Here is a 16,332-nt window from a genome sequence, read left to right on the forward strand (position 1 = left end):
CAACCCGAGCGGGTGATTTACCGCCCTGTTTGTGCCGGCGGCACAGGTGTGCCAGTCTCCGCGTGCACCGACGGAGGTCAGCATGTCCGACGGCGATCTGGCGCCGCACCTGTCCCGTCTCGGCCTGCCCGACGACGAGATCCACGCCTACCAGTACCTGCTGCGCACCGGCCCCTCCACCGCCGAGGAGATCGCCGCGGGGATCGGCCGCCCGCAGCCGGGCGTGCGCGTGGCGGTGCGGGCGCTCACCGACGCCGGGCTCGTCGGCACCGGCGGCCCGCACGGCACCGTGTTCACCCCGGTGCCGCCCGCGTCCGGCCTGGAGATCCTCAGCCGCAGACGGGCCAGCGAGCTGGAGCAGGCCCGCGTCGCCACCCTCAACGCCTACGACACCTTCCGCCGCGCGGTCTCCCCCCAGCGCACCGACGACCTGATCGAGGTCGTCACCGGCACCGCGATCGCCCAGCGCATCCAGCAGATGGAGCTGAGCGCGCGCACCGAGATCCGCAGGCTGGAGTCCCCGCCGTACTTCACCGAGGGGCACGTCAACAACGCCGAGCTGGAACAGCTCGCGCGCGGCGAGGTCACCTACCGCGTGGTCTATGCGCGCGCGTCCGTTGAGGACCCCGCCCGCTACGCCAACAACATCCAGCCGTGCGTCGCCGCGGGCGAGCAGGCGCGGGTGCTGCCCGAGGTGCCGGTGAAGCTGACCATCGTGGACCAGCAGTTCGCCACGGTGTCGCTGCCGGTCGCCGAGGCCGACGTCAACCGGTCGCTGCTGGTCGTGCACCCCAGTTCGCTGCTCTCCGCGCTGGTCGGGCTGTTCGAGGCGTCGTGGCGGCTGGCGGTGCCGCTGCAGGCCGGGGCGCACGCGGTGTCCCCGGTGCAGCCGATCGAGCAGCGCCTGCTCGGCCTGCTCGCCGCGGGCGCCAACGACGACTCCATCGCCCGCCAGCTCGGCATCAGCAGGCGCACGGTCTTCCGCCACCTCCAGCGGCTGATGGAGCACGCGGGCGCGACCTCCCGCTTCCAGCTGGCCGTCCACGCGGTGCGCCACCGGTGGATCTGAAACGGCTCGCGGGGCTGCTCGCGGCCTTCACCGGCGGCACGGCGATCGCCGTGCAGAGCCGGATCAACGGGGAACTCGCGCGCGGCCTCGGCGACGGGCTGTTCGCCGCGCTGGTGTCCTTCGGCGTGGGGCTCGCGCTGTTGTGCCTGGTCGTGGCCTCGGCGCGGAACCCGAGGGCGGCGGTGGGCCGCTGGGTCCGCGCGCTGCGCTCCGGCGAGCTGCGGCCGTGGCAGTGCCTGGGCGGCGTCGCGGGCGCCTGGTACGTCACCACGCAGGGCCTGACGGCCTCGATCCTGGGCGTCGCGGTCTTCACCGTCGCCGTGGTCGCCGGGCAGGTGGTCAGCAGCCTGGTCGTCGACCGCGCGGGCATCGGCCCGGGCGGTCCGGTCCCGATCACCTGGCCGAGGGCGGTCGGCGCGGCGCTGGCCGTGCTCGCGGTGGCCGTCGCCGTCTCCGACGAGTTCGGCGAGCCGAGGACGCTGTGGCTGGCGGTCCTGCCCGCGCTCGGCGGCGCGGCCATGGGCTGGCAGCAGGCGGTCAACGGGCTCGTGCGGGCCGCCAGCGGCAGCGTCCGGTTCGCCACGCTGGTCAACTTCGCCGTCGGCACGGTCGCGCTGCTCCTCGCGTGTGCCGTCGACGTCGTCGTGCGCGGCTGGCCCGCGCCGCCGCCGACGGACTGGTGGCTCTACACCGGCGGGGCCATCGGGATCGTCGCGCTGACCACGGCCGTCTTCGCCGTCCGCCACATCGGCGTCCTGCTGCTGGGCCTGTGCGCGGTGTGCGGGCAGATCACCGGATCGATCGCCGTGGACCTGCTGGGCCGGGGCGTCTCGACGGCGACGCTCGCGGGCGCGGCGGTCACCCTCCTCGCGGTGGTGGTCGCGGCGGCGCGTCGGCCCGCAATGAGAGGATGACGGCCGTGACGGCGACGATTCTGGACGGCAAGGCGACCCGAGACGCGATCCTGGACGAGCTGCGCGTGCGCGTGGCGGCCCTCGCCGAGCGCGGCGTGGTGCCCGGCCTCGGCACCGTCCTGGTCGGCGACGACCCGGGCTCGCAGGCGTACGTGCGCAGCAAGCACAACTTCTGCCGCAAGATCGGCATCAACTCGATCCGCCGCGACCTGCCCGCCACCGTCAGCCAGGCCGAGCTCGAGGCGACGATCGACGAGCTCAACGCCAACCCGGACTGCACCGGCTACCTGATCCAGCTCCCGCTGCCCGGCCACCTCGACGCGGGCCGCGCCCTGGAGCGCGTCGACCCGGCCAAGGACTCCGACGGCCTGCACCCCACCAACCTGGGCAAGCTCGTCCTCGGCGACGTCGCCCCGCTGCCGTGCACGCCGGTGGGCATCGTGGAGCTGCTGCGCCGCTACGACGTCCCGCTGGCGGGCGCCCGGGTCACCGTCGTCGGCCGCGGCGTCACCGCGGGCCGCCCGCTGGGCCTGCTGCTGACCCGCCGCAGCGAGAACGCGACCGTGACCCTGTGCCACACCGGCACCAAGGACCTCGCCGCCGAGGTGCGCAGGGCCGACATCGTGGTCGCCGCCGCGGGCAGCGCGGGCCTGATCACCGCCGACATGGTCAAGCCCGGCGCGGCCGTGCTCGACGTCGGCGTCACCCGCACCGACCGGGGCCTGGTCGGCGACGTGCACCCGGACGTGCGCGAGGTCGCCGGGTACCTGGCGCCCATGCCCGGCGGCATCGGCCCGATGACCATCGCCATGCTGCTGCGCAACACCGTCGAGGTCGCCGAGCGGACCGCGCGGTCGTGAGCGAGCCGGTCGGCGGCCGGGGCGAGCCGCCAAGGACCCGGCACCCGGCGCTCGTCCACCTGCCGTTCGTGCTGGTCATGGCCGTGGTCGCGGTCGGGCTCGTGCGGATCAGCATGTACCACTGGCGCGAGGGCAGCGTCTGGATCGGGCTCGCGCTGCTGCTGGCCGCGGGTCTGCGCGCCCTGCTCCGCGACGAGCAGGCGGGCCTGGTCGCCATCCGCGGCCGCGCCGTCGACGTGCTGACCTACGCCGCCTTCGGCACGATGGTGATCGCGGTCGCGGTGACCATCGAGGGCGGCCCGCTCAACTAGCCAGCCGCGCGATCCTGGCCAGCGAGTCCTCCTCGGACAGCGCCGTGCTCAGCAGCTCCACCACGACCCGGTCGTAGTGGCGCACCTCGGCCTGGTCCTCGACGAACAGCCGCGACGTGCGCTTGTCCAGCACCACGACCGCGCCCCGGTGCGGGAACTGCAGCCGCTGGAACGGCCCGCCGAGGCCGGGGTGCCCGTGCGGCAGGTCCGGGATCACCCGGATCGTCACCGACCGGCGCGCGCCCGCCTCGACCAGGTACCGCAACTGCTCGCGCAGCACGTCCGGCCCGCCGACCGCGGTGCGCAGGACGGCGTCGGCGATGATCGCGTAGTAGCGCGGCGGCTGCGGCTTGCGCAGCACGGACTGCCGGTGGATGCGCTGCGTCCAGCGGTCCAGCACGGAGTCGTCGTCGAGCATGGCCACCTCGCGCAGCGCGGCCTGGGCGTACGGGACGGTCTGCAGCAGCTCGGGGATCAGCGCCGACTGGTAGTCCACGATCATCGCCGCGCGCGTCTCCAGGAAGCGCAGCGCCGAGTCCGACCCGCCCGCGCCGTCGCTGAGGCTGGCCGCGAGGTCGATCAGGTCGTCGCGGCTGAGCCCGGTGACGCCGTAGAGGCCGAGCAGGGCGGCGACGTCGTCGGGGGCCTGGGGCGCGCGGCCGTTCTCCATCCGGCTCAGCTTGGCCGCGCTGATCCCCACCTTGGCCGTGACCTCGGCCAGGCTCAGCCCGACCCGGTCGCGCTGGGTGCGCAGCTCCGCGCCGAGCAGGGCGACACGCACGTCCGACATCGTTCTCCCTGGGCCAACTGGGGGGACGCGCGCCATGATCGCCGCAGGGTGCCCGCTCGAACGCCCGCGCGTTACGGTGTCGCGTTAGAACCACCCGATGGGGTCGGCCGGAGACCCTGCTCACCGTCTACCGCCGCCGCCCCCGGCGGTTGGTAGCCTCCACTGCGCCGGGCGACGCCGCAGGCATGGCAGCCCGCTGACACCGGGAGGGAACTGCCAAGTGGCACCCGTCAACGTGACCGTCACCGGAGCCGCGGGACAGATCGGCTACGCGCTGCTGTTCCGCATCGCATCGGGGCACCTGCTCGGCCCCGACACCAAGGTCAACCTGCGGCTGCTGGAGATCCCGCAGGCGGTCAAGGCCGCCGAGGGCACCGCGATGGAGCTGGACGACTGCGCCTTCCCGCTGCTGTCGGGCATCGAGATCACCGACGACGCCAAGAAGGCCTTCGACGGGGTCAACGTGGCCCTGCTCGTCGGCGCCCGGCCCCGCACCAAGGGCATGGAGCGCGGCGACCTGCTGGAGGCCAACGGCGGCATCTTCAAGCCCCAGGGCGAGGCCATCAACGCGGGCGCGGCCTCGGACGTGCGCGTGCTGGTCGTCGGCAACCCGGCCAACACCAACGCCCTCATCGCGTCCGCGCACGCCCCCGACGTGCCGCGCGAGCGCTTCACCGCGATGACCCGCCTCGACCACAACCGCGCGCTCTCGCAGCTGGCGGCCAAGGTCGGCTGCGCGGTCACCGACATCAAAAAGATGACGATCTGGGGCAACCACTCGGCCACCCAGTACCCCGACCTGTTCAACGCCGAGGTCAACGGGCAGTCGGCGGCGTCGGTGGTCAACGACGAGGCGTGGCTGGCCGACACCTACATCCCGACCGTGGCCAAGCGCGGCGCGGCGATCATCGAGGCCCGGGGCGCGTCCAGCGCGGCGTCGGCGGCGAACGCGGCGCTCAACCACGTCCACGACTGGGTCAACGGCACCGCCGAGGGCGACTGGACCTCCATGGCGATCCCGTCGGACGGCTCCTACGGCGTGCCCGAGGGCCTGATCTCGTCCTTCCCGGTGACCTGCTCCGGCGGCGAGTACTCCATCGTGCAGGGCCTGGAGATCAACGAGTTCTCCCGCGCCCGCATCGACGCCTCCGTGGCCGAGCTGGTCGAGGAGCGCGACGCGGTGAAGGCCCTGGGCCTCATCTAGAGTCCGATCGCGACGGCCCCTCCCGCTTTCCGGCGGGAGGGGCCGTTCGTCTTGTTACGGTGCCGGGGTGAGCCTGATCGCCTGGCCTGTGCCGGTTCCCGACCTGCCCGCCGACGTCCACCCCGCGCTGGCCGACGCCGCCCGCGCCGCCTCCGCCGCCTACGGCGTGATCCGCCGCTCGCACGGGCGCGCCGCGCTCGCCGAGGAGGTCGGCATGGGCGCGGACGGCACGCCGACGATGCGGGTGGACGCCGTCGTCGAGGAGGCGATCGCGGAGTCGGCGCAGCGCAGCGGGGTCAACCTGCTGTCGGAGGAGATCGGCTTCCTCGACCACGGCTCGGCGCTGACGCTGGTGGTCGACCCGGTGGACGGCTCGGCCAACGCCGCGTCGGGGGTGCCGCTGTCGTGCTTCGCCGGGGCGCTGGTGCGCGACACCCTGCCCGCCGAGGCGCTGACGACCTGGTTGGACACCGGTCGGGCGTGGTGGGCGCGGGTCGGGCACCCGACGGCGTTCCGCACGAGCGGGCGCACGCGGCTGGCGGGCGCGACGGTCAACCTGCTGCGGCCGAAGTCGGCCAACCGGGACGCCTGGCTGCGCGTGGCGGACCGGGCCGGGCGGCTGCGCATCCTGGGCACCACGTGCCTCGAGGCGATCCTCGTCGCCGAGGGCTCGGTCGACGCCTTCGCCGACGCGGGCTCGGACACCCTGCGGATCGTCGACCTCGCGGCCGCGTTGGTGACCGTGCCCGCGGCGGGCGGGACGGTCATCGACGCGCGCGGCCGGGCCCTGGAATTCGACCCGGACCTGACCCGGCGGTGGTCCGGGATCGCCGCGGCGACCCCGGCGCTGGCCGAGGAACTCGCCGCCACGATTCTCGGGTGACCCGAGGCTCACGCGATCGGGTCGCCAACCCGGCAATCAGCGCTACGGAGGGGACGTCCGGATTAACTCCGCCGTAACTCCTTCCCCCGATAGAGGGAAACTGCAGGTAATGGCATCACGGACCGCTGCCGCCCGCGTTTCCCTGTCGACGGACCCGGGAACGACTACCCCGGGGCCTGGAGGACAGGGAGGCACCGATGACCAGCGAGCACACCGAGCAGCTCATCTCGCTCTACAACGGCAGCATTCCGGTTCGGTCCCGGTGGACCTACCGGACGGCCGAGCCGTTCACCATCGCGGCCGCCTTCCAGACCGACAACGACAGCTGGGTCGAGTGGGTCTTCGCCCGCGACCTGCTGCTGGCCGGGCTGTCCTCGGCGGCCGGTGAGGGCGACGTGCGGTTCCGGCCGGGGTCCGACGCCAGCGACCGCGTGCTCTACGTCGAGATCGAGTCGCCCGACGGCCACGCGATGCTCGTCATGAGCCACGCCGACGTCGCCGACTTCGCCGCCGTGACCGCGGCGATGGTGCCGGTCGGCGAGGAGGGCGACTTCTTCGACGTCGACGCCCTCATCGCGGAGATCACCAACGTCTGAACCGGCGATTTCAGATGATCTGATCATATGATCGCGCTATCGGCATGATGCGATCATATGATCGGATCATCTGGAACCCGCTCCCGCGGCGCGATGGCCGCCCTCCCCGAGCGCACGGGGTGGGCGGCCATCGGGGTTCAGCGCGGGGTTACAGGCAGGCCTGGCTCAGCGCGTTGAAGGCGTCCAGCTTCTGCTGGGTCCAGTCGGCGAGGTTCGCCGGGTCGAGGTTGGCGGGGATCTCCCGCAGCTGGGTGGCCATGTCCGTCAACGCGGTGCTCAGCGTCGTGTCGGACACGTCCTGGGCGAGCGTGGTCAGCTCGTCGGCCTTCTGCTGGGCCTCGTCGACCGCCTGCTGCGGGTTGTTGGCGTCCGGGGTGAACCCGGCCAGCTCCAGCGCCTTGACGCACACGCTCGCCTTGTCGGCCGCGTTGCCCGCGGTGTCGGCGGCTTCCTGGATCTCGGCGCAGGCGGTCAGCGCGCCCAGCAGTGCGGCGGCGGTCAGGGTGGTGGCAATCCGAGAACGCATCGTGCCCCTGTCAGTAGGAGTGGACGGCAGCAAGGCTACCGATCAGCCGGGGCCGAAGGCGCTGCCGGTGCGCTCCGCGCCGGGCTCCGACGCCAGGCACAGCACCGACGCCCGGTCCGGGCTCGGCAGGATCTCCACCGCCCATCCTGCCGTGTCGACGCCCGCGCGGGCGGTCATCACCCGGGTCGAACAAGCCGCGCTGACCTGCGGTAACGCCAGGATCTGCGTGCCGGTCATCGTGGCGGCCTCCGGGGGAAGCGGGAGGCCGCTGAACGCCTGCCAGGCGTGCGGGTCGGCGCAGGGGATCGGGCGGGCTGTGATCTGCATGTCGGCGCTGTTGACGAGCCCGCCGAAGCACCGGTCGGCCACGCAATAGCCGTCGGTCTCGTGGCCGGGGCATTCAGCCATCCCGGCGGGCGCGGCGACGGCGCTCTCCGGCGGCGGCTCCGGCTCGGCGGTCCGCTCGTCCGGCGGAAGAAACCCACGGCCGAGGAAGCCCGCCGCGAGCAGGGCGGGGACGGCGAGCACCGCGGCCGCCCTGCGTCGCCGCTCGACCCGGGGCGCCTGCCGGGCGGGCCGCAGTCCGCTCAGCTCGTCGCGCAGCCGCTCGGCCGAGTCCGTCCGCGCGGCCGGGTCGGCGGCGAGCGCGCCGAGCAGGGCGGCGTTGACCGCGGGCGGGGCGTGCTGGATCGGCGGCACCGGCGCGTTCAGCGCGCCGACCAGCTGGTCCAGGGAGTCGGCAGGCCAGGGGATGGTGCGGGGGATGGAGCCCGCGATCAGCGTGTAGAGGGTCGCGGCGAGGGAGTAGAGGTCGCCTGCCGGGCTCGGCGCGGCGTGGGCGAACACCTCGGGCGCGGCGTAGTGCGGGCTCAGCGCGCCCACGGTGACGGTGCTCTCGGCGTGCGCGTCGAGGATCGCGGCCAGGCCGAAGTCGGCGAGCTTCACCGCGCCGAACGCGTTGACCAGGATGTTCGCGGGCTTGATGTCGCGGTGCAGGATGCCCGCGGCGTGCATCCGCGCCAGGGCGTCGGCCAGCCGCGCGCCCATCTCCACGACCTCCTCGACCGGCAGCGGCCCGCGCTCGCGCAGCACGTCGGCCAGCGACCCGCCGGTGCACAGCTCCATGACGATGTAGGGCCTGCCGTCCTCGGCGACACCCGCGTCGTAGACGTTGACGACGTTCGGGTGCCCGGACAGCCGGGCCGCGGCGCGGGCCTCGCGCAGGAAGCGGGCCTGGTCGCGCTCGGTGGTCAGCACCCGGTTGTCGAGCTTGACGGCGACGTCGCGGTCGAGCCGGTGCTGGCGGGCCAGGTGCACCGTGCCGAACCCGCCCTGACCGAGCGGCCGCACGAACGCCAGCCCGGGAACCGTGGGAAGCATGGCGCGGACTCTGGCACAGTGGGCAGACATATGGACGAGCTGCCCACCGTGATCGCCCGCGCCCCCGGCGCGTGCGGCGAACTGGTCCTGCGCCGCGTCGGCGCCCACCACGAGATCATCGCCGACGGGATGTTCCTGATGGACACCCGCGCGGGCGAGTCCGAGCGCCTGCTGGTCGACGCCGCGGCCGACCGCATGCCCGACGGCGCCCCGCTGGTCGTCGGCGGCTTGGGCGTCGGCTTCTCCCTGGCCGCGGCCCTGTCCCACCCGAGGGTGGGCGAGGTCGTCGTGGTCGAGCGCGAGCAGGCGGTCATCGAGTGGAACGCGGGCCCGCTGGGCAACGCCGACCTGCTGGCCGACCCCCGCGCGCACTGCGTCCCGGCCGACCTGGTGACGTGGCTGTCCACTGTGGAGGAGCCTTTCGGGGCGGTGTGCCTGGACATCGACAACGGTCCCGAGTGGACCCTGGACGAGGGCAACGCGGGCCTCTACACCGACACCGGCCTCGACCTGCTCGCCTCGGCCCTGACCCCCGACGGCGTCCTGGCCGTCTGGAGCGCCGCGGCCAGCGCGGACTTCCACACGCGCCTCCGCGCCCACTTCGCCGACGTCGAGGAACTCACCGTCCCGGTCCCCCGGGGCGAACCGGACGTGGTCTACCTGGCTACGCCTTCGCCGCGGCCTTCATCGCCTTCTTGAACGCCCGAACCTCAGCCAACGACCCGGCGTCGACGACATCGGCGACGCTGCGCTTGGACCCCTTCGTCCCGTAGTCCCCGGCCGCCTTGCGCCACCCGTAGGGCGTCACCCCGAGCTGCTTGCCGAGGAGGGCGAGGAAGATCTTGGCCTTCTGCTCCCCGTACCCCGGCAGATCCTTCAACCGCTTGAGCACCACCTCAGCGGTCGGCTTGTCCTTGGTCCAGATCTGCGCCACATCCCCGTCGTAGTGCTCGACGAGGTACTGACACAGCGCCTGCACCCGCTTCGCCATGCTGCCCCCATACCGGTGAATCGCAGGCGGGGTGGTCGCGATCGTGGCGAACGCCTCCGGGTCGTACTCAGCGATCTCCCGCACGTCGAGCTTCCCGAGGCGGTCGTACAGCTTCTTGGGCCCGTTGAACGCGACCTCCATGGGGATCTGCTGGTCCAACAGCATGCCGATGAGCAGTGCCAGCGGACTCTCCTCCAGCAGCGCGTCGGCCTCGGGATTCTGGGCGATGCAGAGCTTCGGCGTCATGGCGGAAGGATCGCATATCCGGCGGTCCGGGCCACCCTTGGACGCGAACAGCGTCGCTCCGCCGCTTGGTGTCGTCCGATCGGGGTGGAGAAGGCACGTGCGCTCGAATCGGGGCGACGAGATGAGCGTCGGTTGGGTGGGTCTTCCGGATTCGGTTCTCGCGGAGTTGCGTCTAGCGGGATGGGCTGCAAGGTGCTCGACCTCGGCGCCGAGCCGTGGCCACCGCCGCCGGGCACGGCCCGGTCCGGGACGGCCTGAGGACGGCCTGAGGCAGAGCGGTCGTGCACGCCCGTTGGGCATCGCCGGAGATGTGATCGGCTGCCCCGGCCGTTCACCCTGGTCACCACGTCCACACGTGGAGGCGGCGATGCTGAAAGAGGCGAGTACCACCAAGCACCGCAAGGTCGCGGTCGCGGCGTTCCTGGCCTCCACTTTCGAGTGGTACGACTACTTCATCTTCGGCACCGCCGCCGCTCTTGTGCTGGGGGACGTCTTCTTCCCCGTCGCCAGTCCTGTCGCCGGGGTGTTGGCGGCGTTCGCGACGTTCGCGGTCGGGTTCGTGGTGCGGCCGATCGGGGCGGCGATCGCGGGGCATATGGGGGACAGGTACGGGCGCAAGCCCACGCTGGTCCTCGCGCTCATCGCCATGGGGGCGGCGACCACCGGGATCGGGTTGACGCCGTCGTACGCGGCCATCGGGATCGCGGCGCCGGTGATCCTCGTGTTGTTGCGGTTGCTCCAGGGGATCGCCGTGGGGGCGCAGTGGGGTGGGGCGATGCTGCTCGCCACCGAGTACGCACCGCCCGGCAAGCGGGGGTTGTACGGCAGTTTCGTGCAGGTCGGCGTGGTCGTCGGGGTCGTGCTGGCCAACATGTCGTTCGCCGTGCTGCAGAAGTCCGACGCGTTCGCGGCCTGGACTTGGCGGATCCCGTTCCTCGTGGGGCCGCTGGTGCTGCTGCTCGCCTGGTTCATCCACGCCCGCATCGCCGAGACGCCGGAGTTCCGGGGGGCTGAGCGGTCGCCGGTGCGGGAGGTGCTGAAGCACCACCGGGGCAAGGTGCTGCTCGCGGGCGGGTCCTTCGCCGTGCACCTGGCGACGTTCTACATCCTCATCACCGGCTCGCTCGACTACACGACCCGCGAGCTCGGCATGGACCGCGGGTCCGTGCTGGTCGTCGCCATGATCGTCGCTGGGGCGCAGATCGTCACGATCCCGCTCGCCGCGCGGCTGTCGGACAAGGTGGGGCGGTTCCGGGTCTACACCATCGGCGTGGTCGGGCTGCTGGTGTGGGCGTTCCCGATGTTCCTGCTCATCGACACCGCCGCCATCCCCGCCCTGATCGTCGCCCAGCTCGTCGGCGCGACGTTCCTCAGCTGCATCTACGGCCCGCAGGCCGCGCTGTTCGCCGAGCTGTTCGCCCCGCAGGTGCGCTACACCGGCGCGTCGCTGGCCTACCAGATCGCCTCGGTGCTCGGCGGCGGCCTGGCGCCGTTCCTCATGGTCCTGCTCCTGGAGTCGACCGGCACCTCCATGGCCGTCTCCGGCTACATCGCCGTGCTCGCCCTGATAGCCCTCGCCTGCGTGGCGCGGCTCCGGGTTGCCGAGCGCTGAGGGCGGGCGCAGGCTGGCGGGGACGGAAGGAGCGCCCCATGGCGGTCTGCGACGTGTGCGGGAACGACTACTGGATGGCCTTCGAGGTCCGCACGGTGAGCGGTCAGGTGCACACCTTCGACTCCCTGGAGTGCGCCGCCCACCGGCTCGCCCCGGTGTGCGAGCACTGCAAGTGCCGCGTCCTCGGGCACGGCGTCGAGGTGCAGGGCAGGTTCTTCTGCTGCGCCCACTGCGCCCGCAACAGCGGCGACGACCTCGGCGCCGAGATCAGGGACGCCGTCGGCGCGCACCCGGGCTAGTAACCGATCACCGCTCGCGCGCGATGATCACGGTGTGGCGCGAGCATGGTGGGCGGTGGTGGCCGCGGGAGTGGTCCTGACCGGGTGCCAGTCGACGGTCGACGGCGGCGCTGTGCGGGAGGCGGCGCTGGAGTTCCGGCCGGTCGTCGTGAGCTACCCGACGAACGCGCTGACACCCGGTGTGACGTCATCCGCGTGCCCGGGGAAGGCGGCCTCCGCGGACAAGGCGTGCAGGCAGTCGGCCGACCTGGCGCCCGCCGGTTCCACCCCCGCCGACCCGGCGGCGCAGATGGCGGCGCTGAACGCGCTGGACTGCGGCGGCGCCGACCCGCTCGACGCCGACCCCGCCCTGCCGCTCGCCGCCTGCGACCGCGACGGCGTCGAGCTGTTCATCCTGGACAAGGCCTTTCTGGACGAGCGGCACGTCGCCGAGGCGACCTCCGGCATCGACCCGCAGGGCGTCGGCTACGTCGTCACCCTCTCCTTCACCGCCGAGGGGACCGACATCTGGGCGAGGCACACCGAGAGCCACGTCAACGAGCGGGTCGCGTTCCTGGTGGACGGCAAGGTCGTCTCGGCCCCGACGATCCAGGGCGCGATCCACGGCGACACCACCATCCACGGCGGCGTGAACGGGTTCACCAGGGACGAGGCCGAGAACCTGGTCGCCGCGCTCGGCGGCTGAGCCTAGGTCCAGGGGATCAGGTCGATGCCCGGCAGCACGTTGCCCGCGCGCTGCAGGGCGACGGCGGACATCCAGACGGCGACCGCGGTGATGAGCGGGCCGACGATGGCCATCTCGACGCGCCCGCCGGTGCGCATGCGCATGATCTTCGGCGGGGCCACCGGGTACCAGGTCTTCCACGCGATCGGGACCGGCCACAGGATGGGGCAGCCCTGCTCGGTGATGGCGTCGCCGAGGTAGTGGGCGACGCAGCCGATCGCCACGGCCACCCCGCAGGCGGCCGCGTCCGGGGAGGTCGGGTCCGTCCACTTCAGACAGGCGTAGGTGAGCACCAGGCTGGTGCCGGTGATCCACAGGGCGTCGTTGCGCGGGCACCACTTGTGCAGGATCCCGCGCACGGCCAGGCCGCAGAAGAAGAACATCAGCACCGGCAGCGCCCACGACTTGCTCGTCTGGATGATCGCGGTGGTGACCACGGCCGCGCCCAGGGCGAACACCAGCGTGTGGGTGAGGCCGCGGTGGCCGCCCTCGCGCTTGGAGTCGCGGTTGGTGCGGGTGGCCTTGTAGACGACGCTGCTGAACCAGTTGAGCATCTTCGACGCCGCGGCCGACACCGGCCCGAACGTCGTCGACACGGTCGACTCGGGGTGGTCGAGGTCGGGTAACAGCGCCGCCCCGGCGGCGAGCACCGCGCCCACGAGCCAGCCCTTGACCGACAGGCTGCCCAGGGCGGTGCCCTCGGCCAGGGCGGTGGCCGCCGCCCACCCCGCCAGTCCGCTCATCGCGTGCGTCGGCCCGGTCGCCATCGGCCCCCCACATCTCGTCTGCCCGTCGCGTCGGGCCACCCTACGATCGGTCGACCGTCGTCAGCGCCGTTTTCGATCACGAAACGCGAACACGTGTTCCCTGAGGGACGGCCCGGGATTTCTCAGGGTGGCGATCCGGGCTGATGCCCGATGGCGGCGGAGTCGATCAAGGACAGGCTTGCGGCCATGCGAATCCGAACCGCCGCGCTCGCCGCGGCCCTCCTGGTCGGCCTCACCACGGCCACCGCCACGACCGCGACCGCCACCACCCCGCAGGCCGCCACGGCCTCCGTCCCCCCGCTCGACCCCGCCGCCATGCGCGCGGCCATCTCCGACCTGGGCGACGACACCAGCGGGGCTTTGGTCCGCGTCCGCGGGTGGGCCGGGTGCTGGGACGGCACCGCGGGCGTCGCCGACATCCGCACGGGCAGGCCCGTGCCGATCGACGGCCGCTTCCGGATCGGCAGCATCACCAAGGTCTTCACCGCCGTCGCCGCGCTGCGCCTGGCCGCGGACGGCGAGCTGGACCTCGACCGGACCGTCCAGCACTACGTCCCCGGCCTGCTGCCCGAGCGCTACCCGCCGATCCCGGTGCGGACGCTGCTCGACCACACCTCCGGCCTGCCCGGCGTGCCCATCGACCACAAGGACCCGGACTGGTTCCTCGCCCACCGGTTCGACACGTGGACCCCTCGGCAGATGTTCGACCTCGCGTTCACCGACCGGGAGATGGAGTTCGCCCCCGGCACGAAGCAGCACTACGGCAACATCGGCTACCTCGTGCTGGGGGCGGTCATCGAGGAGGTCACCGGCAGGCCGTACGCCGAGACCGTCCGGGACGCGGTGGTCAAGCCGCTGCGGCTGCGCGGCACCAGCTTCCCGGGGGCCAAGACGGGCATCCCCGGCCCGCACGCCCACGGCTATGAGCTGGTCGACGGCCAGTACGTCGACATCACCGAGGCCAACCCGACCTACCAGTGGTCGGCGGCCGAGGCGATCTCCACCGCCGAGGACCTCGACCGGTTCCTCGTCGCCCTGATCACCGGCCGCCTGCTGCCGCGCGAGCAGAACGCCGTGCTGTTCGCCGTCCCGGACGTGCCCACCTTCGACGGCGACGACGACCCGGCCAACGACGTCCCCGCCCAGCGCGGCGGCGGGCTCGACCGGTTCCAGGTCGGCGACGTCCTCTTCTGGGGCAAGACCGGCGACCGCCCCGGCTACAACAACGGCATCGGCGCCACGCCCGACCTGGCCCGCCGGGTGGTCTTCTCGGTGAACACGCTGCACATGGGTGTGCCCGAGCAGCCGCGGGTAAGCCAGCGCGTCATCGTGGCGGCCGCGGGGCTGGCCTAGCATCGGCCGGGCGGTGACAGTGCCCACACGGGTGCCCCCGACGGCCCGCTACCAGTACGCTTGTACCGTTTAGCGCGGGCAGACCACAGGCGAGAGGAGCATCGCGGCTCATGGCCAAGATCAAGGTCCAGGGAACCGTCGTCGAACTCGACGGCGACGAGATGACGCGGATCATCTGGCAGTTCATCAAGGACAAGCTGATCCACCCGTACCTGGACATCAACCTGGACTACTACGACCTGGGCATCGAGCACCGCGACGCCACCGAGGACCAGGTCACCATCGACGCCGCGAACGCCATCAAGCAGCACGGCGTCGGCGTCAAGTGCGCCACCATCACCCCGGACGAGGCCCGGGTGGAGGAGTTCGGCCTGAAGAAGATGTGGATCTCGCCCAACGGCACGATCCGCAACATCCTCGGCGGCGTGGTCTTCCGCGAGCCGATCATCATCAAGAACATCCCCCGGCTCGTCCCCGGCTGGACCAAGCCGATCATCATCGGCCGTCACGCGCACGGCGACCAGTACAAGTCGACGAACTTCAAGGTCCCGGGCGCGGGCACGGTGACGATCACCTACACCCCGGCCGACGGCTCCGAGCCGATCCAGCACGAGGTCGTGCGGATGCCCGAGGACGGCGGCGTCGTCATGGGCATGTACAACTTCAACAAGTCCATCGAGGACTTCGCCCGGGCCTCGTTCTCCTACGGCCTGCAGCGCAACTACCCGGTTTACATGTCCACGAAGAACACGATCCTGAAGGCCTACGACGGCGCCTTCAAGGACATCTTCCAGGCCGTGTTCGACGCGGAGTTCAAGGCCGAGTTCGAGGCCAAGGGCCTGACCTACGAGCACCGCCTGATCGACGACATGGTCGCCGCGGCGCTCAAGTGGGAGGGCGGCTACGTCTGGGCGTGCAAGAACTACGACGGCGACGTCCAGTCCGACACGGTCGCCCAGGGCTTCGGCTCGCTGGGCCTGATGACCTCCGTGCTGATGACCCCGGACGGCAAGACCGTCGAGGCCGAGGCCGCGCACGGCACCGTCACCCGGCACTACCGCCAGCACCAGGCGGGCAAGCCGACCTCGACCAACCCGATCGCCTCGATCTTCGCCTGGACCCGGGGTCTTGCCCACCGTGGCAAGGTCGACGGCACGCCCGAGGTCGTCGGGTTCGCCGAGACGCTGGAGCGGGTCATCATCTCCACCGTCGAGAGCGGCAAGATGACCAAGGACCTGGCGCTGCTGATCGGCAAGGACCAGCCGTACCAGACGACCGAGGAGTTCCTGAACACCCTCGACGAGAACCTGCAGAAGGCCATGGCGGGCTGATCCGCCGCTGACGGGGCCCCCGCCGGACGTGCTCCGGCGGGGGCCTTTTCGGGTGACACGGGTTGTCGCCGCCGCCGGGCTTGGGCCACCGTGGGATTCGTCGGAATCCGCCGTACGGGGAGTGTGCTGACGTGTTGGTGCCGAAGCGGGCCCTGCTCATCGGCGGTGTCGCTGTCGTCGCGCTCGTGTACTCGATGGGCATGGAGCCCCCCAACGGCGAAACCGCCCCGACCGGCGGCGAGGGCGCGTGCAAGGTGATCGTCACCGCCGACGTGCTCAACGTGCGCGCCAAACCGGATGTCAAGTCCGAGATCGTGGGCAAGTTCAACATGGGTGCGGAGACCGTGGCCGACAAGGCCGTCGAGAACGGTTTCCGCAAGCTCGCGCAGGACCGCTGGGCCGCCGAGGAGTTCCTCAAGCCCCTGCCCGGCCACGACTGCTGAGCCCCTGCCCGGCTACGGCTGCTGAGGAGCCCC

19 protein-coding genes are annotated in these 16,332 nt (G+C 72.1%); 14 read left to right on the forward strand and 5 right to left on the reverse strand.

The genetic code is table 11. The features are described from left to right. Nucleotides 1–82 precede the first annotated feature (82 nt). The 4 genes from IEY98_RS08175 to IEY98_RS08190 all read left to right on the forward strand — a co-directional run bounded on the left by IEY98_RS08175 (nt 83) and on the right by IEY98_RS08190 (nt 3,154). On the forward strand, nt 83–1,069 hold the full coding sequence (locus IEY98_RS08175; protein ID WP_189209601.1) for a helix-turn-helix transcriptional regulator: 987 nt from the start codon (nt 83–85) through the stop codon (nt 1,067–1,069). Beyond that, complete coding sequence (locus IEY98_RS08180; RefSeq protein ID WP_189209602.1) at nt 1,060–1,983, forward strand: DMT family transporter; 924 nt, start codon at nt 1,060–1,062, stop codon at nt 1,981–1,983. The genes IEY98_RS08175 and IEY98_RS08180 overlap by 10 nt, the downstream gene beginning before the upstream one ends. A gap of 5 nt (nt 1,984–1,988) precedes the next feature. Next, a complete protein-coding gene (locus IEY98_RS08185; protein WP_189209603.1) occupies nt 1,989–2,843 on the forward strand; it encodes a bifunctional methylenetetrahydrofolate dehydrogenase/methenyltetrahydrofolate cyclohydrolase in 855 nt (284 codons plus the stop codon). 77 nt (nt 2,844–2,920) lie between these two features. Then, on the forward strand, nt 2,921–3,154 hold the full coding sequence (locus tag IEY98_RS08190; RefSeq protein ID WP_189210135.1) for a DUF3017 domain-containing protein: 234 nt from the start codon (nt 2,921–2,923) through the stop codon (nt 3,152–3,154). Here IEY98_RS08190 and IEY98_RS08195 read toward each other — a convergent pair. Then, on the reverse strand, nt 3,147–3,944 hold the full coding sequence (locus IEY98_RS08195; RefSeq protein ID WP_189209604.1) for a helix-turn-helix domain-containing protein: 798 nt from the start codon (nt 3,942–3,944) through the stop codon (nt 3,147–3,149). The two genes, IEY98_RS08190 and IEY98_RS08195, sit on opposite strands and share 8 nt — an antisense overlap. Before the next feature lie 220 nt (nt 3,945–4,164). Between IEY98_RS08195 and IEY98_RS08200 the strand changes: the two genes are divergently transcribed. The 3 genes from IEY98_RS08200 to IEY98_RS08210 all read left to right on the forward strand — a co-directional run bounded on the left by IEY98_RS08200 (nt 4,165) and on the right by IEY98_RS08210 (nt 6,627). Beyond that, complete coding sequence (locus IEY98_RS08200; protein ID WP_229786673.1) at nt 4,165–5,148, forward strand: malate dehydrogenase; 984 nt, start codon at nt 4,165–4,167, stop codon at nt 5,146–5,148. A gap of 67 nt (nt 5,149–5,215) precedes the next feature. Further along, complete coding sequence (locus IEY98_RS08205; RefSeq protein WP_189209606.1) at nt 5,216–6,031, forward strand: inositol monophosphatase family protein; 816 nt, start codon at nt 5,216–5,218, stop codon at nt 6,029–6,031. Nucleotides 6,032–6,228: 197 nt separating this feature from the next. Then, on the forward strand, nt 6,229–6,627 hold the full coding sequence (locus tag IEY98_RS08210; RefSeq protein WP_189209607.1) for an SsgA family sporulation/cell division regulator: 399 nt from the start codon (nt 6,229–6,231) through the stop codon (nt 6,625–6,627). Between the two features lie 148 nt (nt 6,628–6,775). Here the strand turns inward: IEY98_RS08210 and IEY98_RS08215 are convergent, their stop codons facing one another. Both IEY98_RS08215 and IEY98_RS08220 read right to left on the reverse strand, forming a co-directional pair. Continuing rightward, nucleotides 6,776–7,153 (reverse strand): bacteriophage spanin2 family protein, encoded by a 378-nt coding sequence (locus IEY98_RS08215; protein ID WP_189209608.1) that lies wholly within the window; start codon nt 7,151–7,153, stop codon nt 6,776–6,778. A gap of 42 nt (nt 7,154–7,195) precedes the next feature. Beyond that, nucleotides 7,196–8,533, reverse strand: a complete 1,338-nt coding sequence (locus IEY98_RS08220) for a serine/threonine-protein kinase (RefSeq protein WP_189209609.1) — start codon at nt 8,531–8,533, stop codon at nt 7,196–7,198. Between the two features lie 18 nt (nt 8,534–8,551). Here IEY98_RS08220 and IEY98_RS08225 point away from each other — a divergent pair, with 18 nt between their 5' ends. Next, entirely contained in the window at nt 8,552–9,232 is a 681-nt protein-coding gene (locus IEY98_RS08225) for a spermine/spermidine synthase domain-containing protein (protein WP_229786674.1), read from the forward strand. On the opposite strand, the gene IEY98_RS08230 is transcribed toward IEY98_RS08225, so the two are convergent. Beyond that, nucleotides 9,198–9,770 carry an HhH-GPD-type base excision DNA repair protein gene (locus tag IEY98_RS08230; protein ID WP_189209610.1) on the reverse strand — a complete coding sequence of 191 codons (573 nt, stop codon included), beginning with the start codon at nt 9,768–9,770 and terminating at the stop codon, nt 9,198–9,200. The genes IEY98_RS08225 and IEY98_RS08230 overlap by 35 nt on opposite strands. Before the next feature lie 367 nt (nt 9,771–10,137). Between IEY98_RS08230 and IEY98_RS08235 the strand changes: the two genes are divergently transcribed. Genes IEY98_RS08235 through IEY98_RS08245 form a run of 3 tightly spaced genes read left to right on the forward strand, consistent with a single transcriptional unit; the run spans nt 10,138 to nt 12,366 of the window. Continuing rightward, nucleotides 10,138–11,382 carry an MFS transporter gene (locus IEY98_RS08235; RefSeq protein WP_189209611.1) on the forward strand — a complete coding sequence of 415 codons (1,245 nt, stop codon included), beginning with the start codon at nt 10,138–10,140 and terminating at the stop codon, nt 11,380–11,382. A gap of 38 nt (nt 11,383–11,420) precedes the next feature. Next, complete coding sequence (locus tag IEY98_RS08240; protein ID WP_189209612.1) at nt 11,421–11,681, forward strand: metallothionein; 261 nt, start codon at nt 11,421–11,423, stop codon at nt 11,679–11,681. A gap of 34 nt (nt 11,682–11,715) precedes the next feature. Then, entirely contained in the window at nt 11,716–12,366 is a 651-nt protein-coding gene (locus IEY98_RS08245; RefSeq protein WP_189209613.1) for a SecDF P1 head subdomain-containing protein, read from the forward strand. Between the two features lie 2 nt (nt 12,367–12,368). Here the strand turns inward: IEY98_RS08245 and IEY98_RS08250 are convergent, their stop codons facing one another. Then, nucleotides 12,369–13,172: a metal-dependent hydrolase gene (locus IEY98_RS08250; protein WP_189209614.1), complete on the reverse strand. Its 804-nt coding sequence runs from the start codon at nt 13,170–13,172 to the stop codon at nt 12,369–12,371. Between the two features lie 186 nt (nt 13,173–13,358). Between IEY98_RS08250 and IEY98_RS08255 the strand changes: the two genes are divergently transcribed. From IEY98_RS08255 to IEY98_RS08265, 3 genes are all read left to right on the forward strand, one after another. Beyond that, nucleotides 13,359–14,525, forward strand: a complete 1,167-nt coding sequence (locus IEY98_RS08255; RefSeq protein ID WP_189209615.1) for a serine hydrolase domain-containing protein — start codon at nt 13,359–13,361, stop codon at nt 14,523–14,525. Between the two features lie 110 nt (nt 14,526–14,635). Further along, a complete protein-coding gene (locus IEY98_RS08260) occupies nt 14,636–15,856 on the forward strand; it encodes an NADP-dependent isocitrate dehydrogenase (protein WP_189209616.1) in 1,221 nt (406 codons plus the stop codon). Nucleotides 15,857–15,987: 131 nt separating this feature from the next. Next, nucleotides 15,988–16,299: an SH3 domain-containing protein gene (locus IEY98_RS08265; protein WP_308425861.1), complete on the forward strand. Its 312-nt coding sequence runs from the start codon at nt 15,988–15,990 to the stop codon at nt 16,297–16,299. Nucleotides 16,300–16,332: the final 33 nt, after the last annotated feature.

Origin of the sequence: Actinokineospora fastidiosa, from assembly GCF_014648415.1 — a bacterium.
GTDB lineage: Bacteria > Actinomycetota > Actinomycetes > Mycobacteriales > Pseudonocardiaceae > Actinokineospora > Actinokineospora fastidiosa.

Coding starts and splice junctions, on each gene's coding strand:
- IEY98_RS08175 (WP_189209601.1), top strand. CDS start 83: ATGTCCGACGGCGATCTGGCGCCGCACCTGTCCCGTCTCGGCCTGCCC.
- IEY98_RS08190 (WP_189210135.1), top strand. CDS start 2,921: ATGGCCGTGGTCGCGGTCGGGCTCGTGCGGATCAGCATGTACCACTGG.
- IEY98_RS08195 (WP_189209604.1), bottom strand. CDS start 3,944: ATGTCGGACGTGCGTGTCGCCCTGCTCGGCGCGGAGCTGCGCACCCAG.
- IEY98_RS08210 (WP_189209607.1), top strand. CDS start 6,229: ATGACCAGCGAGCACACCGAGCAGCTCATCTCGCTCTACAACGGCAGC.
- IEY98_RS08215 (WP_189209608.1), bottom strand. CDS start 7,153: ATGCGTTCTCGGATTGCCACCACCCTGACCGCCGCCGCACTGCTGGGC.
- IEY98_RS08220 (WP_189209609.1), bottom strand. CDS start 8,533: ATGCTTCCCACGGTTCCCGGGCTGGCGTTCGTGCGGCCGCTCGGTCAG.
- IEY98_RS08230 (WP_189209610.1), bottom strand. CDS start 9,770: ATGACGCCGAAGCTCTGCATCGCCCAGAATCCCGAGGCCGACGCGCTG.
- IEY98_RS08235 (WP_189209611.1), top strand. CDS start 10,138: ATGCTGAAAGAGGCGAGTACCACCAAGCACCGCAAGGTCGCGGTCGCG.
- IEY98_RS08240 (WP_189209612.1), top strand. CDS start 11,421: ATGGCGGTCTGCGACGTGTGCGGGAACGACTACTGGATGGCCTTCGAG.
- IEY98_RS08250 (WP_189209614.1), bottom strand. CDS start 13,172: ATGGCGACCGGGCCGACGCACGCGATGAGCGGACTGGCGGGGTGGGCG.
- IEY98_RS08255 (WP_189209615.1), top strand. CDS start 13,359: ATGCGAATCCGAACCGCCGCGCTCGCCGCGGCCCTCCTGGTCGGCCTC.
- IEY98_RS08260 (WP_189209616.1), top strand. CDS start 14,636: ATGGCCAAGATCAAGGTCCAGGGAACCGTCGTCGAACTCGACGGCGAC.